This is a genomic window from Streptomyces sp. NPDC088910 (assembly GCF_044749865.1).
Lineage (GTDB): Bacteria > Actinomycetota > Actinomycetes > Streptomycetales > Streptomycetaceae > Actinacidiphila.
The window spans coordinates 93,494-116,905 of record NZ_JBIVIV010000009.1; the positions used below are offsets into that span (position 1 = coordinate 93,494).

The window sequence follows — 23,412 nt, forward strand, 5'->3', positions numbered from 1 at the left end:
GATGGTGCGCCCGGTCAGCGCCATCGCTGACCGGGCGCACCCTGACCCTACTACCGCGTATGGCCTGGCAGTAGCTCCGCTAGCTTCTCAGCTGCACTCGGAATCCCTGGCAGTCCTGCAAACGTGGGATCGTGATAGCCGTGATTGCGCAGCATCTGCTGGGCTTTCGATACGGCAACCGCCTGAGTATCACTGCACGTTTCACAGTGAGGAAACAGGCTGCGCGGAAGGCTAGTCGGTCCAATTCCAGTAGACGGCTGGTGGTCACCCGTCATCGTCGGACTGCTCCCACCGCAAGAGTGGCATGGCCTTCCCTGCATGGCCGCACTCTGCTCCGAGGTAACCACCGGCCCGGTCGCAGGCACCGACTCATCAGCATGAGGACCGACGCGCAGCGTATTCGCCTCCCTCTGACTCAGCGAAACGTCGCAGTTGTGGACCAGGACCGGCGTGTTGCCGGCCTCCACGTAGTACGTGTGGAGGTCGCCGATGGTCAGGTCGTATGTGGTGGTGTGGGCGTGGAAGAGGCGGACGGTGGTGATCTGGGCGGTGCCGGTGGGGGTTTGGAGGAGGTCGCCCTGGTGGAGGTCCTTGGCCTCGACGAAGGCGGACTGGGTCTCGTCGTAGAAGGGGTGGTGGAAGGTGGTGGTGAGGTGGCCGTTCGCGGGCGTCGGGGCGGCCGGGGAGACCGCCGCCACCGGGGCCGTGGCCGGGTGGGAGTCGGCCGCGTGGTGGGTCGCGCCCAGGGCGCCCAGGACCGCCGCGGAGGCCGCGAGGCCGAGGGCCGCGCGCCGGACCACCTTCTTCGCGGCGGACGTCACGGCGTTGGCCGCGACCGGCTTCACCCCGACGTCCACGAAATCGTGGTCCGTCGTCGTCACGATCACCGCGGTGACCTTGTGGCTCTGCGTGCCGGAGGCACCCGGCACCGAGTTGACGACGGAGTCGCCCACCTTGATCCGGTCGATGTCCTTGGTGCCGCCGCCCGCCATGAGGACACGGGAGCCGGCCGTGAAGCTGTGGCAGGTCCCGCTGTCGGTGGCCGACTTGGCGGCGCCCGACTCGCCCTGGCGCGCCGCGGTCTGGGTGGCGTCGCCCGCCGCCGCCTCCTCGGCCTCGGTGGCGCCCTTGCCGAACAACCCGCCGACGGCCTCCATCGCCTTGGGGGCGAACTTGCTGAGCACCTTGCCGCCCAGCGACCCGAGCGCCCCGCCGATCGCGCCCGCGACGGCGCCCGTCACGGCGGAGGTCGCGAAGGCGCCCGCGCTGCACGCCGCGCCGCCCGCCTCGGCGCACTTGAAGCCCTGCTCGACCAGTGACCCGGCCGCGCCCGCGACCGCCGCGCAGCCGATGGAGCCGACGCCCGCCGTGACCGCCTCGCAGCCCATGAAGACGGCGGTGGAGACCACGAAGGACGTGATGGCCGCCGCATGGTGCTTGGCGTAGGTGGCCGCGGTTTTCACGGCCTTGACGGTGGCGTGATACGCGGTTCTGGATGCCTTCGCCACGGCCTTGGCGGTCTTCTTCACCGCGTGGACCACGCGTTTCGCGACCTTCTTGACCGCGTGGTAGGCCGAGTGGACGGCGTGCACGGCGGCGTGGACGACGCGTTTCACCTTGCGCGCCGCGTAGTGGTAGACGCGGCGGGTGTAGCGGACGGTGGCGCGGTAGACGTCCCGCACGTGGTGGACGACCCTCTTCACCACGCGCTTGGCGGCGTGCACGACCTTGTGCACGATCGGCGGCGTGTAGTGGTAATAGGCGTACGAGGCGTAGAAGTTGAAGGAGCTCCAACTGCTGGAGGCGTACGAGGTGGCCGCGTGGTAGGTGCTGCTCACCGCGTGGCTGACGGCGTGACTCGCCGCGTGCCAGACGCTGCCCAGGCCCCAGTTGCCCGAGGGGTCCGTGCCGTCGAGCGGGTTGTCGCCGACGTACGCGAAGGGGTTGGCCGCCGCCTCGTTCGGCACCGGGTTGACGGACGCGGAGTCCTTGTTCATGAAGGTGCCGGTCGCCGGGTTGTACCAGCGCGACGCGGTGCCGACCTTGCCGGTGTCGGCCTCCGTCCAGCCGGACTGGAAGCCGAGGTGGCCGATGAGCCCGTTGTTGGCGGTGACCTTGCCCATCGGGTCGTACGTCGTGGAACCGGCCAGGGTGGTCGCCCCCGGCGCGAAGTTCCCGATGACGTCGTCGTGGCTGTCGGTCAGGGCCAGTTGGCCGGTGCCCGGCGCGGTGCCGCCGTTGATGCCGATCAGTGAGCCGCCGGGATCGTACGTATAGCTGTAGTTGCCGTCCGCGGCGATGGTGTTGTCGGCGCCCGAGTACTGGAAGGCGCGCGAGGACTGGTCGGCCGAGTTGGCGTCGGTGATGTTCCGGCCCGACGCGTCGAGCGTGTACGAGTGCGTGCCCGCGGTGATCTGGTTGTTGTACGCGTCGGTGGAGTAGGCGACTTGGCCGTTGGCGGTGGAGGTGTCCGAGGTCATGGTGCCGCGCGCGGAGTACGCGTAGCTGTGGACGCCGTCCGAGGTGAGCTGGTCGCGGGCGTCGTAGGTGTAGACGTCGGCGCCGACGCGGGTGCGGTTGCCGGAGTCGTCGTAGGAGTAGTTCGTGGTGGCCGTGCCGTTGTTCCACGAGCTGAGGCGGTCGGCCTGGTCGTAGGTGTAGACGTTGTTGGAGGCGCCCGCGACCCCGACGGTGTTCTTCGACGTCAGGTTGCCGTTCCTGTCGTAGCCGTAGGTGATGGCCGACAGTGTGCTGGCGCCCTGCGTCAGGGTGTCGCCGGTGAGGTCGTGCGCGGTGTTGTACGTGAAGGTGCGGGTCTGGCCGCTCGCGCCGTACTTGACCGACGCGGTCTGGTTCAGCGTGTTGTAGCCGTAGGTGAGCGCGGTGCCGGAGGCCGCGTCGTTGAGCGTGGACAGCCGGCCCGCGGTGTCGTAGCCGTAGGAGGTGGTGCCGGCCGCGTCCGAGCGGGTCAGCGGTGAACCGTCGTCGTTGTAGGTGAAGTTGGACGAGCCGCCGGAGCCGCCCGCCGACGTCAGGTCGCCGCGGTCGTCGTAGCTGAACGTCTCGTGGGTGGCGGCCTGGTGGTCCTTGGCGCCGGTGGTGCCCGCCTCCGCGGTGTCGGCGGCGGTCACCTGGTTGTCGTGGTCGTAGGTGAAGCTGCGGGTCGCGGTGGCGGCGTCGGCGCCCTGTCCCGAGGCGGTCTTCAGATTGCCGAGCTGGTCGTACGTCATCGTGTGGGTGACGCCGCCGGGCAGCGTGCTGGAGACCAACTGCCCGTCGAGGTCGTAGACGTTGGTGGTCGTGGAGTCGGCCGCCGAGCCGTACTGGGCGGTGGCCGGCTGCTTCACCGTCTCCTGCTGGCCCCACGGGGTGTATCCGTACAGCCAGGAGTTGTTGCGGCCGTCGGTGAACCGGGTCCTGTTGCCCGCCGCGTCGTACCCGAAGGACGTGGTGATCGAGGTGGTCGCGGTGACCGGCTGGATCTCCTGGGTGACGGTGCCCGCCGCGTCGTACGTGAAGTGGCTGGTGTTGCCGTTCGCGTCCGTGGAGGCGGTGAGGTTGCCGACGCCGTCGTAGACCTGGTGGGTCTGCCTGAGCTGCGTGTTGGCGGCGTCGTACTGGGTGCTCAGCGTCGGGTTGCCCGCGACGTCGAAGTCGGTCTCGGTCCAGGTGTTGTCCGGCTGGATCGTCTTCTGCCGGTTCCCCATGAAGTCGTACGTGTACTTGGTGGTGTTGCCCGCGCCGTCGGTGACCGAGGTGACCTCGCTGGCCCGGTCGTACCCGTAGGTGGTGGTGACCCCGGCGGGCGTCGTGGTCGACGCCAGATTCGCGCCGTACGGATTCCCGGTGGTCACCGCGTACGAGTTGGTGGTGGTCAGCACCCGGTTGGACGGGAAGCGCTCCAGCGTGGTCGCGGTGACCTGCCGGCCGAGGTAGTCCCAGGTGGCCTGGGTGACGGCCCCGGTGCCGTCCGTCACCGACAGTTGGTCGCCGTTGGTGTCGTACGTGGTGTGCAGCTTGGTGCCGTCCGGCTCGGTGACCTGCGCGAGGTCGCCGAGCTGGTCGTACAGGAAGCCGGTGGTCCTCCCGCCCGGCGTGGTCGAGGAGATCTGGTTGCCGTCGGAGTCGTACGACCAGGTCGACGTGGCCGCCAGCGGGGCGGACGCGCCCGCCGGGGTGTACGGCGGCAGGGTCTCGGAGACCTTGTTGCCGTTGGCGTCGTAGACCGTGGTGGTCTGGTTGCCGGTCGGATCGACCTCTTCGACGGCCTCGCCGAAGGTGTCGAATCCGCTGGTGGTGACCGGCCGTTGGGTGACCGGCTGGCCGCCGCCGGTCTCGACCTGGACGGCGGGTGCGGTGGTGACCGCCAGATTCCCCGCCTCGTCGTAGGAGTAGTCGGTGGTGAAGTTGTCCGCGTCGGTCATCGACTTCGGCAGCCCGCGCTTGTCGTACGTGTAGCGGGTGGTCTGCTCGGTGGAGGAACCGACGGTGCCGCCGGTACGGCCGTTGCCGTACAGCGTGTTGACCTCGGTGCCGGTCAGCGCGCGCGGGTAGACCTGCACGTTGGAGACCGCGCCGGGCAGGAAGTCGGTCGGCGCGCCGTTGTACTTGCCCGCGCCGATGGTCAGCGGGCCGTTCGCGGACCACGGCGCGGTGTTGGTGCCGCTGCCGGACAGCGCGCCGTTGACGTAGATCTGGCTGGCGCCGTTGGCGACGTTGTACACGCCGACCACGTGCGTCCAGGTGTTGGTCTTGGGCACGGCGGTGGAGTACGCGGACGGGAAGGTCGGCGCGGCCGTGTCGGCGCTGGTCTGCTCCATGCTCCACAGCGGCGCGCTGGTGTGCGCGTAGTTGTACTGGAGGTAGAAGGCGCTGGCCGTGGTGCCGCCCTGGGCGACGATCGTCGCGTTGTGGGTCGGCAGCGACGCCATGTTGACCCAGGCGGAGACCGTGTAGGACCCGGCGGTGTTGAGCACCGGGCCGTTGGTGGCGATCTGCTGGCCGGAGGTGCCCGCGAAGGTCGCCGCGCCGCCGCCCCAGGTGACGCCCGAGGCGGCGCCGGTGTAGCCGCTGCCCGAGGTGTCGGTGACGGTGGAGCCGGTGGTCTGGTCGAGCTTCCACCAGGCGGAGGGGTGTCCCGAGGCGTCGCCGTGCAGCGTCTCGGTCAGGGTGTTGCCCGCCGCGTCGTAGGTGGAGGAGGTGGTGCGGTCGAAGCCCGAGGAGTCGTGCTCGTTCTGGGTGGCGACCTGGTCGTCCGGGGTGAAGGACACGCTGGTCACCCGGTCGACGCCGGTCGGGTCCACGGTGGTGCTCGTGGTCCTGGAGGCCGCGTCCACCGTGAAGTTGACGACCGTCTGCCCGTTGTCGGTGGTCTGCGACAACTGGTTCCCGGCCGCGTCGTACGTGGTGGTCTGGAGCACCGTCGAGGCCGTGCCGTCGGCGCTCTTCTTGGTCGCGGTGACCGCCAGGCCGTTGTCGGTGTAGGTGTACGACGTCGTGGCGCCCATCGAGTCGGTCACCGACGCCAGCCGGCCCGCCGGGTCGTACGCCCGCGAGGACTCCGTCAGCGTGGTGGCGGCCTGCGGGCTGACCGGGTCGCCGGTGTACTGGAGCGTCTGGGTCAGCAGGTGCCCGTTGTCGTCGTACGTGTAGTTGGTGACCGTGCCCGACTTGGACACTTCCTGCGTCTTGTTGCCCGACGTGTCGTACGTGTACGTCGTCGTCCCGCCGTTGGTGCCGCCCGCGTTGGCGTTGGCGTCGGTCTGGGTGAGGACGTGGTCGTACGCGTCGTAGGTCTGGGTCTCGGTCCGGGGCGCGTCGCCGCCGCTGAGGTCCTTGACCGTCTGCGAGGTGATGTCGCCGTCGGCGTCGAAGACCGTGGTGGTGGCCGCCGCGTGGGTGGCGCCGGTGACCCGGTCGGTGAGCTGCGGGTCGTCCTCCTCGGTGATCTGCCCGGCCTTGTCGTACGTGTAGGACGTGGTCAGACCTGCGGGGTAGGTGTCGGAGACGGCCTTCTTGGTGAGCACCTGCCCGAGGCCGTCGTAGGTGTAGCTGGTGACCAGGCCCACCGCGTCGGTGGAGGAGGCCACGTCGCCGTTGTGGAAGTAGGACACGGAGTTGACCGCGCCGCCGGGCGAGACCGACCGCACCGGCAGGCCCTTGGGCACGTTCCCGCTGTCGGCGGCGGGGTAGGTGGCGGTGCCGTCGCTGAACACGGTGGTCGAGGCGCGCCCGTTGGGGAAGCCCGCGACCGGCGGTCCGGTCACCGCGGTCTCGTCGCCGAACGCGTCGTAGGTGTACGAGGTCAGGTACGTGGGGTCGGTCGCCGAGGAGGAGCGGCCGTCCCGCTCGGTGAGCAGCACGTCGTTGCGCGGGTCGGCGGTGGTGAGCTGTTCCGTCGTGTCGTCGGGGAAGTACGTGTAGTACTCGGTGGAGCAGACCTTGGCCGCCTGATTCTGGCAGGTGGTCGAGGAGACGACGTTGCCGCGGACGTCGTGGCCGGTGACGGTCATCGCGCCGTTGGGGTCGGTGACCGTGTGCTCGTAGCCGCCGGTGTCGTAGCCGAAGCTGGTCCTGTTGCCGAGGCCGTCGGTCTCGGTGAGCTGGCGTTCGTTGTTGACGACGTCGTAGGTGTACGTCGTCACCTTGTTCGCCGGGGAGGTGACCTTGACGGTCTCCACCGGCAGCAGGCCGGTGGAGTTCTTGCCCGCCTGGAAGTGGCTCTCGGCGTCCTGCGCGGTCAGCGCGGTGCGGTAGGTGGCGACGTCGGCGAGCGTGCCGTTGAAGTAGGCGACGGTGCCGTTGGTCAGGCCGGTCCAGCCGGAGCCGGTGGTGCCCGCGCCGATGTAGGCGGTGGTCCTGGCGCTGTTGGACAGCGCGGCCGTGGCCGTCTTGGTCGCGGCCTGCGCGCCGTCGAGGTACAGGGTCTGGCTGGTGGCTCCGGCGCTGAGCAGCACATGGTGCCACTTGCCGTCGGTGACGGTGCCCGTGGTGCCCATCTGCACCGAGCCGGACGTGGTGTAGAAGCCGCCGTAGAGCTTGCCGTCGCTGCCGATCCACAGTTGCGGTGTCGTGGAGGAGACGGTCGAACCGATCGCGGCGCTCTGCGTGTTGAGCAGGATCGCGCCGCCGTGGGTGGTGCTGAACCACAGTTCGGCCGAGGCCGCGGTGTCCCCGGTCACGGTGTCGGGCACCTTCACCCAGGAGCTGGTCCCGTTGAACGTGGCGGCCTTCTGGTCGCTGAACGGCCCGGTCGCGCCGAGCGTCACCGCGTTGTACGTACCGGTCCCGCCGCGCGTCTCGTCCAGCGCCGTGGTGGCGCCCGCGGGTTCGCCCAGCCGGAAGTACGTGGCGGGCGCGCCGCCGAGCACCGCGCCGCGGTAGGTCTGGCTGGAGCCGGTGACGGTCGGCGCGCCGAGCTTCCAGACGCCGCCGTTCTCGTCGGTGAGCTGGGTCAGCGCCGTGGTCGCCGGGTCGTACGTCATGGCGTGGTACGTCTTGGCGGACGGCCGGGTGACCGTGCTCAGCAGGCTCGCGGCGTGGGTGCCGTAGGTGCGCAGCGCGCTCGCGTCGGCGGCGACCAGCGGGCGGTCGTACCAGGCGGCGTCGGCGATCGCGCCGTTGAAGTACGTGGCGTAGCCGGTCTTGTCGGTGGTGCTGGAGTGCGGCTGGTCGGGCCAGGCCCCGCCGAGGAAGCCCGCGCCCAGGGTGTTGTACGGCTGGTTCTTGCCGAAGGCGATGCCGGGCTGGATGGAGATCGAGCCGGACACCGAGCCGACCTTGGCGCCGTCCAGGAAGAGGGTCTGGCTGTTGCCCGCGGCGGACAGCACCATGTGGTGCCACTTGCCGTCGGCGACCGAGGCGGTGGTGCTGATCGGCGCGATGCCGCCGCTGTACCAGAATTCGGCCTTCAGTTTGCCGTCGGTGCCGACGTAGGCGGCCGGGGTGTAGCCGCCGGGCGAGTCGCCCGCGGTGACCGGCTGCGAGGCGTAGGAGTAGAGCACGCCGGGCCCGGCGGAGGTCTTGAACCACAGCGACAGGGCGCCGGAGTCGGTGTTGTTGCCCATGTCGAACGGGAGGGTGGCGTACGAGCTGGTGCCGTTGAACCCGATGGCGGTGGCGGCCGACCCGGTGAGCGGGCCCGCCTGGCCGTAGGTGACGCCGCTGTACGCGAGGTTCTTGGTGCCCTGGTTGGCGAGGACCGCGTCCTTGCCGACGGTGCCCGACGCCTCGGACATCGGCCACACCGCCCGCGGGTCGAGGTCGAGCGCGGCGTTCTGGTACTGCGATCCCGCGGTGTAGTTGTACGCGGTGCACTGCGTGCTGGAGATCGGCGAACAGACCTTCGTGAGCTGGTCGTTGGTGTAGCCGTACGTCCAGGTCTGCGCGGAGTTCGGGTCGGTCGCGGTGACCGGGTCGGTGACGACGGTGGCGACGTGCGCGGCGCTCGCGCCGGTGGGTGTCTGCCAGGTCAGGTGCAGGGCGCGGGCGGAGGTCACCGAGGTCATGGTGGTGACGTGGCCGCTGGTCCAGGTGAAGGTGACGGCGCGGCCGTTGGCGTCGGTGACCGAGGTGATGCCGTACGCGCCGGAGCCCAGCGACTGGGTGAAGGCGTAGACGGTGGCGTTCTTGTCGGTCAGCGTGTAGCCGCCGGTGACGGCCTTGAAGGTGGCGAAGCGGCCCGCGGGCGGCGAGTAGCTGCCGTCGCCGTTCTTGCCGAAGCCGACCTGGGAGCCGTCCGGGTAGGTGACGACGTTGGAGACGACGGCGCCCGCCGGGTTGTACTGCTCGGTGGCGCGGGCGTCGAAGATGCTCGACCAGCCCGCGCCGAACGCCCCGGTCCAGCGCGGGTCACGGGAGTTGTAGTCGCGGTCGACGTCGAGGCTCGGGCCGACGGTGGAGACGGTCGCGTCGGTGTCGGAGGTGGTGTAGTTGCCGATCGACGGGTCGTAGCCGTGGTCGCTGCTGTTCTGGGACAGCCCCGAGGTGATCAGCGGCTGCGGGACCTGGATCGCCATCTGGTACCAGGTGGCGCCGGAGTACAGCCCCGCGTCCTGCGACTGCACCGTCCAGGAGTAGCTCTGGCCCCACTTGAGCTTGCCCGCCGGGACCGTCCAGGAGCCGGTGGTGAGCAGTCCGGAGTCGACGACCTTGGTGTTGGTGTTGTCGTAGATCTGGAAGTCGTACTTGGTGGTGGTGTTCGCCTGCGAGTTGGCGCCGCCGGACCAGGCGGTCAGTTGGGGGGTGGTGGTGTACTCCACCTCGTTGTCGTTGGGGTACTGCTGGTAGACCTGCGGCGGGGTGGTGCCGGTGTACGTGACGTCGATGTACGGGCCCTTGCCCGCGTCGGCGAAGGAGCCGAACTGCTTCCAGTGCAGGGCGTCGGTGGTGGCCGCGTAGACCGCGAGGCCGTAGTCGGGGGTGGTGCCGTTCATCCAGCCCTGGATGGAGGCGGTGGTGAGCGGCACCTCCACCGCGTTGCCCTTGGTGGGGTCGGCGGCGGTGTTGGCGCAGGCGATGGGGACGCTGGGCGTGAGGTTGCCGATGGACGCGCCGTGCGAGGGGCCGGGGTAGGTGGTGACGCCGGTCGGGGTCCACGGCGCGGTGATCAGCGCGACGTCGAAGCGCTCGGCGGTGCAGGTGGAGGCCCAGGTCTCGAACAGGTGCAGCGACGCGGCGGTCACGGTGACCTTGGAGCCGTCCCAGCCGCCGTACCAGTGGTTGACGAAGGTGTTGGCGGAGTGCGTGCCGGAGTCGTACGAGCCGATCTTGACGGTCTGCTCGAAGGAGTGGTCGCCCGCGGGGTTGCCGGACTCGGCGTAGGTGGTGGTCCAGCCGTCGACGATGCTGGGGTCGACGGTGACGGGGAAGACCCGCGCGGGGTCGTGCAGCCACGCCGGGTCGAGGGTGACCTTCAGGGCGGTGCCGCCGTGGTCGGCGACCAGCCGGTAGTCGACCGCGTAGGTCGTCGTCGGCTCGCCGGAGCGGCGGTCGACCTTGGAGTCGTAGGCGTAGGCGCGCGGTATCCGGGCGGTCACCTTGCCCGCGGCGTCGCGCAGTTCGACCGAGCCGTCCTTGACCTGGACGGGGGTCAGGCCCTGGAGCCTGAGCGGGAAGAGCCAGGAGTTGGCGGCGCTCGCCGCGTGCAGGACGACGGCTTCCTTGACGCCGGTCGCGGACGGGGCGACGACCAGGTCGGTGCGCGGCAGGGCGTCCGGGTACGTGACCCGGTCGCCCGACACGGCGGCGGTGACGTCGGCCGCTCCGGACAGGCCGTACGCGACGGAGTGCGCGGCGTCGGTGCGCAAGGTGGCGAGGTCCGGCGCGGAGGAGCGCGGCGCGAAGTCGACGCCGAGGGAGTTGGCCGCCTCGTGGAGGCGGCCGTCGGCCCGGCGGTGCACGCTGGTGTCGATCGGCTGCCACGCGCCGTGCGCGTCCCGGTAGTTGACCGGCGTCTGCGACACGCGGCGGGTGTGCGTGCCGTCCGCGTTGTCGAACACCGTGACGGTGTCGGTCGACTTCGCCGCGTTCCGCTTGCTGGTGCGGGCGGAGTAGCCGCCGACGACACTGCTGCGGCCGGACGTGGACGCCTTGCGGAACGGGTGGTAGGCGTCGAGTTCGCCGGGCGCCTTGCCGGGCCTGTGCCCCGCGCCGACGTGCGCGCGGGTGGAGTCCGCGGTCGCCCGGTGGCTGTGCCCGGCGGCGGTGCCGCTCTCCTGCTGCGGCACGCGCCCCCAGTGGGGGTGCTTCAGCCACGCGGTGAGCGAGGCGAGGCTGGGCATCGACAGCGCGGGCAGGGTCGCCCCGTCCGCCGCCGCCTGCTCCGTGGTCAGCACCAGTGCCAGCGCGATCAGCGAGAGCATCGCGGTGGCACGCAGCCACCGGCGACGGAGGGTTGTTCTCCGGGACGAACGACGGGCGAAGGATGCGCGCACGGCACAGGCTCCTGACAGGATCGACACAGAAAACTTGCCGATCGTGACCGTTTTCCTCACCCGCGGATAGATCGTGGGGACGATCCGGGGACACTCTTTGCCTGTACATCATCAAGCGCGGCGACTTGTGACCCATGTCCCGGTTCGCTCCGGGAACGATCTTTACGATGGAGGGGTTTGGTCCGCCTTTCGCCCTGCTTTTGGGCAAGAGAGGTCAAACCCGCGCGGGCCTCCCGGCGGACTCCCTCAACGACGTCTCAACGACGTCTCAGCGACGCCTCAGTAACGCAGCGCGTCGGTCACGGCGGCCTCGACCGCCTTGCGCGTGCTCGCGGCGGAGCCCCCGGGCACGGCGGTGACATTCGCACCGGGCGCGTCAGCCGTACCGCCCGTACCGCCCGCCTTCTCCCCCACGGCCTTCTCCCCCACGACGACGAAGCGCGTGCCGGGGAACTTCGGTCCCGCCGCCGGGACCGCGCCGTCGGGGGCCGCGCCGACCGTCAGGACGACCGTGCACTTGCGGTCGGCCAGGGTCGCCAGATAGGGCCCGGCCGCCGCCGCGCTCTGCTCCCCCGCCATCGCCAGATAGCTGACCTTCGCGTGCGTCCCGGCCGAGGCGTCCCGCATCCCCGCCCACACCGGCGCCGCCGCCGGGTCCGCCAGACCGCGCTCCCCGGTGAGCAGACACGCCTGCTGGTCGGTGTACGTACGCGCCCGGGCCGGCGGCAGGGCCCGCTCCTTGCCGGGGCCGGAGGACGTCAGGACCAAGGCGGTCACGGTGGCGGCCACCGCCACGGCCGCGGCGCCCGCGAGGAGTATCCAGAGCCGATGCGCGTTCGTCCACGTTTTCACGGCGGGCAGCATATGCGGCGCGGGCCGCCGGGACAGCGGCGGCCGAGGGGTATCTTTCTCGCGGTGAAGCACCGCATAACGGTGCATACGGGACGGACACCGCGGGGCCGCGCCGGTCCGCCGGGAGCGGCGGGCCCGTGGTGCCGGGACGCGAGTGGCGGAGGTGAGTGGGGATGGCGGGTTCAGGAGTGCCCCCGGCACAGCCGCGTCCCGTATCTTTTCCGGCAGACCCCGACCCAGCTTCCGCGGGAGGACCGACGATGGACAGGGCCGAGGCCGTCATACCGGCGCAGGACACCAGAGCCGCCGCGCCCGGCGGCACCACGGTCGACGACGCGCCGACGACCGGCTTCAGGCTCGGCGGCATCGGGCCGCGCGTCGACCCGTATCTGCTGGCCACCGTCTTCTTCGCGGCGTTCCTCGCGCTGTCGGTCACCCGCTACCGGCGGATGCTCACGATGTCCTGGGACCTGGGCATCTTCGAGCAGGCGGTCGGCTCCTACGCGCACTTCCACGCGCCGGTCGCCGACCTCAAGGGCCCCGGCTTCAACATCCTCGGTGACCACTTCAGTCCGATCACCGCCCTGATCGCCCCCTTCTACCGGGTGTTCCCGAGCCCGGTGACGCTGCTGGTCGCGCAGGCGCTGCTGTTCGCGCTGTCGATCGTGCCCGTGACCCGGGGCGCCGCCCATCTGCTGGGCCGCGGGCGCGGACTGGCCGTCGGCGTGGCGTACGGGCTGTCGTGGGGCGTGCAGCGGGCGGTCGAGTTCGACTTCCACGAGATCGCCTTCGCGATGCCGCTGCTGGCGTTCTCGCTGGAGGCGGTGCTGCGCCGGAGGTGGGCGCCGGCGATGTGGTGGGCGCTGCCGCTGATCTTCGTCAAGGAGGACATGGGCGTCACGGCCGCCGCGATCGGCGCGATCGTATGGCTGCGCACCCGCAAGGAGACCGGGCCGGACGCCGGGTCCGAGGCCATGTCCGGGGCGCCGTCAGGGGCGGGGTCGGTCGCCGGGTCCGGGGCCGTCGGCGGGTCCGGGTCCGCGCGGGGCGAGGACGTCGTCCCGGCGCCGCGCGCCGACGGCGGCGAGACCCCGGAGGCCCCGGAGGCCGACGAGAGCGGGACGCGGGCCGAGGAGCCGCCGCGGCTCAGCGACGGCATGCGGTACGGGCCGTACGCGCTGGGGCTGGTCAGCCTCGGGGTGCTGGCCTCCGCGCTCGCCTTCGCGGTGATCATCCCGGCGTTCAACAGCGCGGGCGGATACGACTACTGGAACAAGCTGAACGGCAACGGGGCGCCGATGCCGGGGCACATCCCGTTCGGCACCGCCGTGCACACCCTGCTGTGGATTCTGCTGCCGACCACCGGCCTGCTGGCGCTGCGTTCGCCGCTGCTGCTGGCCGCGCTGCCGACCATCGGCTGGCGGTTCATCTCGCACGACGACCACTACTGGGGCACCGACTGGCACTACAGCGCGGTGCTGATGCCGGTGGTCTTCCTCGCCCTCGTGGACGCGGCGGCGCTCTCCCGCAGGAGCCCGCGGCCCTGGCTGCGCTCGTACGCCTCGGGGCTGCCCGCGGCGGCGGCGGGCGCCGCGCTGGCGCTCACCTTGACGATGCCGCTGGCCTCGCTCAGCCACTCCGACACCTACAAGGTCGACGCGCACACCAAGGCCGTGGAGAAGCTGCTCGAGACGGTGCCCAGCGGCTCCTCGGTGGAGGCGAACGTCGGGCCGATCAGCCGTCTCGTCCACCGGACCACGGTGTACTGGGTCGGCGACACGCAGGGCATCAGCCCGGACTACATCGTGATCGACAACTCCTCCGGCTGGGTGCCCGATCCGCTCACCTACGCCAAGCAGCTCCACCCGAACGCCGAATATCAGCAGATCGTCAACGCCGAGGGCTATGTGATCATGCACCGGACGAGCCCGCCGAACGGCTAGGGCCGGGCGCGTCGGGCGCAGCGGGACCGGCTCAGGCCGTCGGGTAGTCGACGTAGGCGAAGCGGCGGCTGTCCGGGGCCCAGCTGTTGACGTTGAGGCTGCCCTGGCCGCCGGGGAAGGCCAGGACGTCACGCGGGGCGCCGCCGTCCGGGTCCATGACGCGCAGGACGACGTCGCGGTCGGCCGGGTGCCCCTCGGTGCCGGGCGGGAAGCTGATGTAGAGGACGTGTCGTCCATCGGGTGACAGGTGCGGGAACCAGTTGACGCGGGCGTCCGAGGTGAGCCGCGTCAACTCGGTGCCGTCCGGCCGCATCCGGAAGAGCTGGGCGTGGCCGGGGACGGTCGCGCCGTGCTCGGAGTTGAAGTAGATCCAGGCGCCGTCGGGGCTGAACTCCGGGCCGTCCGCGGGCGCGGGAGAGTCCGTCAGCCGGGTGTCGGGGCCGCCGGCCGCGGGGACGGTGAAGATGTTGCGGTAGCCCCACTCGTCGCCGCCGTACGGCTCGACGCCCACGTACGCCAGCGTGCGGCCGTCGGGCGAGACGCCGTGCAGGAAGTGCCGGAAGGGTCCGGGGCCGCGGTCGTTGGTGACCCGGCGCGCGGGTCCGCCCTCGAACGGCACGGCGTGGATGTGCCCGTCGCCCGCCGACAGATAGACCGTGCCGCCGTCCGGCGAGAGCACATGGTCGTTGTTGGCGTCCGTGATGCCGCCGGTGTCGATGACCTCGGGCGCCCCGCCGCCGGGGGCGATCCGCAGCAGAAGCCCGTCCTGGTTGAAGACCAGCCAGCGGCCGTCCGGCGACCAGTTCGGCGCCTCCAGCGCGCTGTCCGCCGTCTCGTACACCAGGCGCGGCTCGCCGCCGTCGATGTCCCCGACCAGCAGCCGCGCGCGCTGTCCCGCCGCCAGCGGCCGTACGTTCGTCCCCGCTCCGGTGATCGTCACAGCCGCTCACACTAACGCGCCCCGCTCGTGGTGAGCGGGGCGCGTCGGATGAAGCGTGCGTACAGGCTGGCGCGTACGGCCTTACCTGTGTACGGCCTTGCGTGCGTACGGCCTTGCGTGCGTACGGCCTTGCGTGCGTACGGCCTTGCGTGCGTCCGTGGGACGACGCCGGGTCAGCAGCTCAGGTTGTTGCCCGCCGGGACTCCGAGGATCGAGACGAAGCTCTGGTAGGAGTTGACCCGGCTCTGCACCTGCGCGGGGTTGCCGCCGTTGCACTCGATGCTGCCGTTGATGCTGCGGATGGTCTCACCGAATCCGGCGCCGTTGACCATGGCGTTGTGCGGGGTCATGGTGCCGGGGCCGGTCTGGGTGTTCCAGTACCACAGGCCGGTCTTCCAGGCGACGGCCGAGTCGGTCTGCACCAGGTTGGGGTTGTGCAGCAGGTCGATGCCGAGCGCGTCGCCCGCGGCCTTGTAGTTGAAGTTCCAGCTCAACTGGATCGGCCCGCGGCCGTAGTACGCGGACTGTCCGGCCGGGCAGCCGTAGGACTGGCTCGCGTCGCAGTAGTGCGAGTAGTTCGCGGTGTTCTGCTCGACGATGTAGACGAGGCCGCCGGTCTCGTGGCTGACGTTGGCGAGGAAGGCCGCGGCCTCCTGCTTCTTCACCGTGTCGCTGCCGGTGTTCGCGAAACCGGGGTACGCGCTGAGCGCCGCGGTCAGGCCGCTGTAGGTGTAGAAGGAGTTCCGGTTCGGGAACATCTGGTTGAACTGGGCCTCGGTGACGACGAATCCGCTCGGGTTGCCGGGCGGGGTGGTCGTACCGCCGCCGTTGCAGCCGAACGGGTCCCAGTACCAGGTGCTGATGGTGGGGTCGTAGCCCGGGTTGTCGTGGGAGGCCTTGTAGTAGTTGCCGTTGCTGTACTTGACGATGTCACCGGCGACGTAGTTGTGGCCCTGGACCCACGCCGGGTAGTTGCAGGTCCCGCCGGTGCCGCCCGTGGTGCCGCCGGTGCCGCCCGAACCGCCGGTACAGGCGCCCTGGTCCGACCAGACGTCGGCGGCGCCGGGCGTCTCGCCCTGGGTCCACCACTTCGCCAGCCAGTTGTGGCTGTTGTACGACGCGCCCATGCCGCCGGTGTACACCGACGACGAGTTCCACGCGGTGGAGCAGCCCGCGGCGGAGGCGGTGGACGCCAGCGGTACGAGGATGGCGATCCCTATCGCGACCGCGAGTGCGGTGAGGAACGCTATGAGCCGTTGTCTCGACACGTGACCACTCCTTGTGGGGGTTCGAGTGGGGTCGGGACAGACTCAAGCGGAATGGTCTGGACCTGTCAAGGTCCAGACCATTGAACGTCCGCCGGGCGGTGGGAAACCGGCTGGAACAGCCCTAGTTGTCCAGCACCGTCGTCAGTTGTCCAGCACCGTCGTCAGGAACTCCGCCGTCCACTCCAGCAGTTCGCGGCCCACCACCGGCTTGCCGCCGATCCGCGCCGTCGTCGGACGCGGGACGAGGATCTGCTTCGTCGCGTGCTTGAGCACCGTGCGCGGGTAGAGCCGGTTCAGCCGCAGCTCCTGCGACTCGCGCAACTCCACCGGGCCGAAGCGGACGTTGGCGCCCTGGAGGGTGATGTCGCTGACGCCGACCTTGCGGGCCAGCATCCGCAGCCCCGCCACCAGCAGCAGATTCTCCACCGGCTCCGGCAGCTTGCCGTAGCGGTCGGTCAGCTCCTCGCGGACCGCCGCGATGTCCTCGGCCGTGTTGGCCGCCGCGATGGCCCGGTACGCCTGGAGCCGCAGCCGCTCGCCCGGCGCGTAGTCGTGCGGGACGTGCGCGTCCACCGGCAGTTCGATCTTGACGTCGAGCAGCGTCTCCTCCGGCTCGCCGCCGCTCTCCAGCGCCGAGCGGTAGTCGGCGACGGCCTCGCCCACCATCCGTACGTACAGGTCGAATCCGACGCCCGCGATGTGCCCGGACTGCTCGCCGCCCAGCAGATTGCCCGCGCCGCGGATCTCCAGGTCCTTCATGGCGACGTACATGCCCGCGCCCATCTCGGTGTGCTGGGCGATGGTGGCGAGCCGCTCGTGCGCGGTCTCGGTCAGCGGCTTCTCCGGCGGGTACAGGAAATACGCGTAGCCGCGTTCGCGCGAGCGGCCGACGCGCCCGCGCAACTGGTGGAGCTGGCTGAGCCCGAAGGTGTCGCCGCGCTCCACGATCAGGGTGTTGGCGTTGGCGATGTCGATGCCCGACTCCACGATCGTGGTGGACACCAGCACGTCGAACCGCTTCTCCCAGAAGTCGACCACGACCTGTTCGAGCTGCGACTCCCCCATCTGCCCGTGCGCGGTGGCGATCCGCGCCTCCGGCACGATGGCGCGCAGCCGCGCCGCCGCCCGGTCGATCGACTCCACCCGGTTGTGGATGTAGAAGACCTGGCCCTCGCGCAGCAGTTCACGCCGGATCGCGGCGCCGATCTGCCGCTCCTCGTACGGGCCGACGAAGGTCAGCACCGGGTGCCGCTCCTCCGGCGGGGTGGTGATGGTGGACATCTCGCGGATGCCGGTGACCGCCATCTCCAGGGTGCGCGGGATCGGGGTGGCGGACATGGTCAGCACGTCCACGTTGGCCCGCAGCTTCTTGAGCTGCTCCTTGTGCTCGACGCCGAAGCGCTGCTCCTCGTCGACGATGACCAGGCCCAGGTCCTTGAACTTCGTCTCGGAGGAGAAGAGCCGGTGGGTGCCGATCACCAGGTCCACGGTGCCGTCCCGCAGCCCCTCGATGGTGGCCTTGGCCTCGCTGTCGGTCTGGAACCGCGACAGCGCCCGCACCTTGACCGGGAACTGCGCGTACCGCTCGGCGAAGGTGCCCATGTGCTGCTGCACCAGCAGCGTGGTCGGCACCAGCACGGCGACCTGCTTGCCGTCCTGCACGGCCTTGAAGGCCGCCCTCACCGCGATCTCGGTCTTGCCGTAGCCGACGTCGCCGCAGATCAGCCGGTCCATGGGGACGGACTTCTCCATGTCCTCCTTGACCTCGGCGATGGTGGTGAGCTGGTCGGCCGTCTCCGCGTACGGGAAGGCGTCCTCCAGCTCGCGCTGCCAGGGGGTGTCGGGCCCGAAGGTGTAGCCGGGGGCGGCCATCCGCGCCGAGTACAGCTTGATCAGGTCGGCGGCGATCTCCTTGACCGCCTTCTTCGCCCGCGCCTTGGTCTTCGTCCAGTCCGCGCCGCCGAGCCGGTGCAGCGAGGGGGCCTCGCCGCCGACGTACTTGGTGACCTGTTCGAGCTGGTCGGTGGGGACGAAGAGCCGGTCGCCCGGCTGGCCGCGCTTGGCGGGCGCGTACTCGACCAGCAGGTACTCGCGGGTGGCGCCCTGCACGGTGCGCTGCACCATCTCCACATAGCGGCCGACGCCGTGCTGCTCGTGCACGATGTAGTCGCCCGCCTGGAGGGTGAGCGGGTCGATGGTCTTGCGCCGCCGGGACGGCATCCGGCCCATGTCCTTGGTGGACGAGCGCTGCCCCGACAGGTCGGTCTCGGTGAGCACGGCGAGCTTGAGCGCCGGGTCGATGAAGCCGTGCTCGATGGAGCCGGTCGCCACGTGGACCACGGACGCCGCGAGGTCGGCCAGCTCGATGTCGAGGCGGGCGGCGATGCCCTCGCCGCCCAGCACCTCCACCACGCGGGCGGCCGGGCCCTGGCCCTCGGTGACGTAGACGGTGCGCCAGCCGTCGGCCAGCCAGCCCTTGGTGTCGGCGAGCGCGCGGGCGGTGTCGCCGCGGTACAGCTCGGGCGCGTGCATGCCCAGCTTGAGGGTGTCGGCGGCCAGGTCGTCGGCCTCGTCGGCCGCGAAGGGGCTCACCGACCACCAGGGGACGCCCAGCTCGCGGGCCCGGTCGCGGACGTCGGCGATCGACCACAGCGAGGCCGCGCCGAGGTCGATCGGCGCCTCGCCGCCGCCGGCCGACGCCGCCCAGGACGCCTCCAGGAATTCGCGGGAGGTCGCCACCAGGTCGGCGGCGCGGGTACGGACCCGCTCCGGGTCGCACACCACGGCCATGCTGCCCGCCGGGAGCACGTCGAGCAGCAGCTCCATGTCGTCGACCAGCACCGGGGCCAGGGACTCCATGCCCTCCACCGCGATGCCCTCGGCGATCTTGTCCAGCAGCTCGTGCAGCTCGGGGTGGGCGACCGACAGCGCCGCGGCCCGCTCCTTCACCTGGTCGGTGAGGAGCAGCTCACGGCAGGGCGGCGCCCACAGGCCGTGCTCGGCGACTTCGAGGGAGCGCTGGTCGGCGACCTTGAAGTAGCGGATCTCCTCGACGTCGTCGCCCCAGAACTCCACCCGCAGCGGGTGCTCCTCGGTCGGCGGGAAGACGTCGAGGATGCCGCCGCGCACCGCGAATTCGCCGCGCTTCTCGACCAGCTCGACGCGGGAGTACGCGGCTGCCGCCAGGCCCTCGGTGACGGTGCCCAGGTCGGCGCTCTGCCCGGTCCGCAAGGCGACGGGCTCCAGGTCGCCCAGGCCCTTGACCTGCGGTTGCAGCACGGACCTGATGGGGGCGACCACGACCTGTACGGGTCCGGTCGCCGCGTCGTCGGCCCGCGGGTGCGCCAGGCGGCGCAGGACGGCCAGGCGGCGGCCTACGGTGTCGCTGCGCGGGGACAGCCGCTCGTGCGGCAGCGTCTCCCACGCCGGGTACTCGGCGACGGCGTCCGGCGGCAGCAGGGTGCGCAGCGCGGCGGCCAGGTCCTCCGCCTCGCGGCCGGTCGCCGTGACCGCCAGTACGGTGCGGTGCGCGCGGGCCGCGAGCGCCGCGATGGCCAGGGGACGCGCGGCGGGCGGCCCCACCAGGTCCACCATCGGCCGGGCGCCGGAGGCGGCGGCCTCCACCGCTTCCGCGAGGGCGGCGTCCTCGACGACGACGTCGACCAGACCGTTCAGACTCATGAGGGGTTTTCCGTCCCGGGGCAGAGGCAACGCGAAGCACCCGACACGTGTCACGGGCCGGGGGTACCTCCAGCGTACGACGTACCGCCGACAGCCACAGGCCATCGCGTGAGGCGCGGGGCCGCGGAGCCCGTGGGCGGGGACGCCCGGCGGGGGGGCGGACCGGGGTGCGGGACGCGCGGGCGGCCCCGGAGCGCGGGGGGTTGCGCTTCCGGGGCCGCGTCTGTGGTGACCTGCGCCACCGGCCGGTGCGACCGGCGGCGTCAGTCCGTGGCGATCGCGTTCAGTACGTTCATCCGCCCCGCCCGGAAGGCCGGGAGCAGCGCGGCCAGCAGGCCGACGACCGCGGAGCCGATGAAGACCAGGATGATCGTCGTCCACGGGATCTGGAGGACGCCGAGGCCCTGGGAGGCCAGCACCTTCTGTCCCGTGGTGCCCCAGCCGAGGCCGAGACCGAGGCCGACCAGCGCGCCGAAGAGCGCGATGACCACCGATTCGAGGCGGATCATCCGGCGCAGCTGGCGCCGGGAGGTGCCGATCGCCCGCATCAGGCCGATCTCCCGGGTGCGCTCGACCACCGACAGGGCGAGGGTGTTCACCACGCCCAGGATGGCGACGATGATCGCGAGGCCGAGCAGCCCGTAGATCATGTACAGGAGCTGGTTGACCTGCTTGTGGATGAGGTCCTTGAAGTCGGACTGGTCGCGGACCTTGAGCTGCGGGTAGTCCTTGACGGCCGCGGTGAGCGAGGCGCCCGCCTCCTTGGCCTGGCCGTCGACGGCCTTGGCGAACATGATCTGGTCGAGCGGCTGCTTGTCCGCCGGGAGGTACTGCTTGGCGGTGGCCAGGTTGGTGTACCAGGCGCCGTGGTCGACCGTGGTGTCGTCGCTGGTGATGACGTTGACGCGGAGCTTGGTCGGCGTGCCGCCGATCATCGTCACCGGCAGCTCGTCACCGATCTTGATGTGGTGGTCCTTGGCGTACGCCTCGTTGACGGACATGCCGTTCTTCGCGTACGCGTCCTTCAGATCGCCCTTCACGGTCTTGAGCCGCAGGTCGTCGGCGTAGGTCGGGCTGACCGCGCTGAACTGCTTGGTGACCGTCTTGCCGTCGGGCAGCGTGACCTTGGCGTTGACGCCCGCGTACTCGGTGAAGTGCTCCATGTGGGAGGCCGACTTGATCGCCGCCACCAGGGCGGGGGTCAGCGGCTGGCCGCCGTCGGGCTGGAGGATGAAGTCCGCGCCGACCGACTTGTCGAGCTGGTCGTCGGCGGAGGCCACCATGGACGAGCCGACCACCGACATGCCGGCGACCAGCGCGAGGCCGATCATCAGCGCGGAGGCGGTGGCACCGGTACGGCGCGGGTTGCGCAGCGCGTTGCGCTCCGCGAGGCGGCCCATCGGTCCGAAGAACCGCAGGATGACCGCGCTGACCGCTCGTACGATCACACCGGCCAGCAGCGGGCCGATGATCACGAAGCCGACCAGGCTGAACAGCACGCCCAGGCCCAGCAGTCCGCCGCCGGAGGACGCCTTGTCCGACTGTCCCGCGCCGACCAGCGCCACGGCGCCGATCGCGCAGACCAGGACGCCGATCGCGGCGCGGATCCGGCCGGACTTCGCGTCGGTGGGGGTGCCCGCGTCGCGCAGCGCGGCCATCGGGGAGATCCGTCCGGCCCTGCGGGCCGGGATGTAGGCGGAGATCACGGTGACGATGACGCCGATGGCCAGGCCGACGATCGGGGTGGTGGCCTTGATGGTCAGCTCGGAGGTGTCGAGCTTCATGCCCGCCTGGCCCATGAGCTTCATCAGGGCGATGGCCAGGCCGATGCCGCCGCCGATGCCGAGCACCGAGCCGACGACGCCGAGCAGCACCGCCTCGACCAGCACCGACCGGTTGACCTGCTTGCGGCTGGAGCCGAGGGCCCGCATCAGGCCGATCTCGCGGGTGCGCTGGGCGACCAGCATGGAGAAGGTGTTGACGATGAGGAAGATGCCGACCAGGACCGAGATGCCCGCGAAGCCGAGCATCGCGTACTTCATGAAGTTCAGGAAGCTGCCGACGTCGTCCTTGTCCTTCTTCTTGGTCTCGGCGGCGGTGTCGACGGTGTACTTGCCCGCGCCGATGGCCGTCGTGACGTCCGCCTTGAGGCGGTCGTCGGTGACGCCCTTGGCGGCGGTCAGGCCGTAGCCGGTGTACGCGTGGCTGTCACCGAGCAGCTTGGCCTGGGCGGTGGCGGTCTCGATGTAGATGACGGCCGCGCCGGGGTTGGTGGTCTTGAAGGTGACGATGCCGGAGATCGTGACGTGGAAGTCGCCGGGGGCGGCGATGACCCGCAGCGTGTCGCCGATCTTCAGGTGGTGCTTGTCGGCGGTGTCGGCGTCGATCACCGCGTCGGTGGGCCCGCGCGGGGTGTTGCCCGAGGACAGCTCGACGGCCTTGGTCTCGGTCGGGTCCCAGTTGCTGACGATGGTCGGGGCGCCGCTGGTCGGGCTGATGCTCTTGTTGTTCGCGTCGGCGACCGTCACCTGGTCGCTGGTGACGTCGGGGTAGGACTTGGCGACGCCCGGCACCTTGAGCAGGGTCTGCTGGAGCGAGGCGGGCACGGTGTCGGGCCGTCCGGTCTCCTGCGCGTCGTCGACCTTCTTGGCGCTGATGGTGACGTCGGAGGCGGTGGAGCCGAAGAGCTTGTCGAAGGTGGCGGTCATGGTGTCGGTGAACACGAGCGTGCCGCACACGAACGCCACCGAGAGCAGGACGGCGACGGCGGACAGCGCCATGCGTCCCTTGTGCGCGAGGAAGTTGCGCACCGATGTCTTCAGGACGGTCACGAGGTCCTCCCGCGACCGTCGAAGGACTTCATGCGCTCCAGGACGCCGTCGGCGGTCGGGTTCTGCATCTCGTCGACGATCCGGCCGTCCGCCAGGTACAGCACGCGGTCGGAGTAGGAGGCGGCGACCGGGTCGTGGGTGACCATCACGATGGTCTGGCCCAGTTCGTCCACCGATTTGCGCAGGAAGCCGAGGACTTCGGCGCCGGCGCGGGAGTCGAGGTTTCCGGTCGGCTCGTCACCGAAGATGATCTCGGGACGGGCGGCGAGGGCGCGGGCGACCGCGACGCGCTGCTGCTGACCGCCGGAGAGCTGCGTGGGGCGGTGCTTGAGGCGCCCGGCGAGACCGACGGTCTCCACCACCCGGTCGAACCAGTCGCGGTCCACCTTGCGGCCCGCGATGTCCATGGGCAGCGTGATGTTCTCCGCCGCGTTGAGCGTCGGCAGCAGGTTGAAGGACTGGAAGATGAAGCCGATCTTGTCCCGGCGGAGCTGGGTGAGCTTCTTGTCCTTGAGGGTGGTGATCTCGGTGTCGCCGATCCAGATCCGGCCCTCGGACACGGTGTCCAGCCCGGCCAGGCAGTGCATCAGCGTGGACTTGCCGGAGCCCGAGGGGCCCATGATCGCGGTGAACCGGCCGCGCGCGATGTCGACGTCCACCGCGTCGAGCGCCAGGACGCGCGTCTCGCCGCTGCCGTACGCCTTCGTCACCGCTCGGCCTGCTGCGGCAACGGCCGGACGCTCTCCGCTGCCCCCGGACTTGGGAATCGTCACTGCCGTTGTCACGTGAATCTCCTGTGAGGTCGATGCGGGCCCTGACCAGGCCCTGTTGAGCCGGTGTGCTCAGCTTGTCGGAGCGGCGTCCCCCGGCACGATGGGGGAGGTCTCCGTCTTGTGGGTGGGGCTATCCCCACCCCGCCTCATGACCGTATGGAACGGACGGCCCGGGATCGTCATCCGCCGG

At 70.7% G+C, this 23,412-nt stretch carries 8 protein-coding genes; 1 reads left to right on the forward strand and 7 read right to left on the reverse strand.

The genetic code is table 11. The features are described from left to right. Nucleotides 1-50: 50 nt before the first annotated feature. Nucleotides 51-10,934 carry a LamG-like jellyroll fold domain-containing protein gene (locus tag ACIP4Z_RS21405; protein WP_401310292.1) on the reverse strand — a complete coding sequence of 3,628 codons (10,884 nt, stop codon included), beginning with the start codon at nt 10,932-10,934 and terminating at the stop codon, nt 51-53. 279 nt (nt 10,935-11,213) lie between these two features. Continuing rightward, on the reverse strand, nt 11,214-11,786 hold the full coding sequence (locus ACIP4Z_RS21410; protein ID WP_401310295.1) for a hypothetical protein: 573 nt from the start codon (nt 11,784-11,786) through the stop codon (nt 11,214-11,216). A 260-nt stretch (nt 11,787-12,046) separates the two neighbouring features. Here ACIP4Z_RS21410 and ACIP4Z_RS21415 point away from each other — a divergent pair, with 260 nt between their 5' ends. Next, entirely contained in the window at nt 12,047-13,729 is a 1,683-nt protein-coding gene (locus ACIP4Z_RS21415) for a DUF2079 domain-containing protein (RefSeq protein WP_401310299.1), read from the forward strand. 31 nt (nt 13,730-13,760) lie between these two features. On the opposite strand, the gene ACIP4Z_RS21420 is transcribed toward ACIP4Z_RS21415, so the two are convergent. The 5 genes from ACIP4Z_RS21420 to ACIP4Z_RS21440 all read right to left on the reverse strand — a co-directional run bounded on the left by ACIP4Z_RS21420 (nt 13,761) and on the right by ACIP4Z_RS21440 (nt 23,234). Then, nucleotides 13,761-14,669 (reverse strand): hypothetical protein, encoded by a 909-nt coding sequence (locus ACIP4Z_RS21420; RefSeq protein ID WP_355346866.1) that lies wholly within the window; start codon nt 14,667-14,669, stop codon nt 13,761-13,763. A gap of 173 nt (nt 14,670-14,842) precedes the next feature. After that, nucleotides 14,843-15,937, reverse strand: a complete 1,095-nt coding sequence (locus ACIP4Z_RS21425; RefSeq protein WP_401310303.1) for a glycoside hydrolase family 19 protein — start codon at nt 15,935-15,937, stop codon at nt 14,843-14,845. Between the two features lie 141 nt (nt 15,938-16,078). Next, nucleotides 16,079-19,618: a transcription-repair coupling factor gene (mfd, locus tag ACIP4Z_RS21430; protein WP_401310306.1), complete on the reverse strand. Its 3,540-nt coding sequence runs from the start codon at nt 19,616-19,618 to the stop codon at nt 16,079-16,081. A gap of 263 nt (nt 19,619-19,881) precedes the next feature. Beyond that, nucleotides 19,882-22,449 carry an FtsX-like permease family protein gene (locus ACIP4Z_RS21435; RefSeq protein ID WP_355346857.1) on the reverse strand — a complete coding sequence of 856 codons (2,568 nt, stop codon included), beginning with the start codon at nt 22,447-22,449 and terminating at the stop codon, nt 19,882-19,884. Then, the gene (locus tag ACIP4Z_RS21440) at nt 22,446-23,234 is read right to left on the reverse strand and encodes an ABC transporter ATP-binding protein (RefSeq protein WP_188285264.1); all 789 of its coding nucleotides are present in this window, start codon (nt 23,232-23,234) and stop codon (nt 22,446-22,448) included. The genes ACIP4Z_RS21435 and ACIP4Z_RS21440 overlap by 4 nt, the downstream gene beginning before the upstream one ends. Nucleotides 23,235-23,412: the final 178 nt, after the last annotated feature.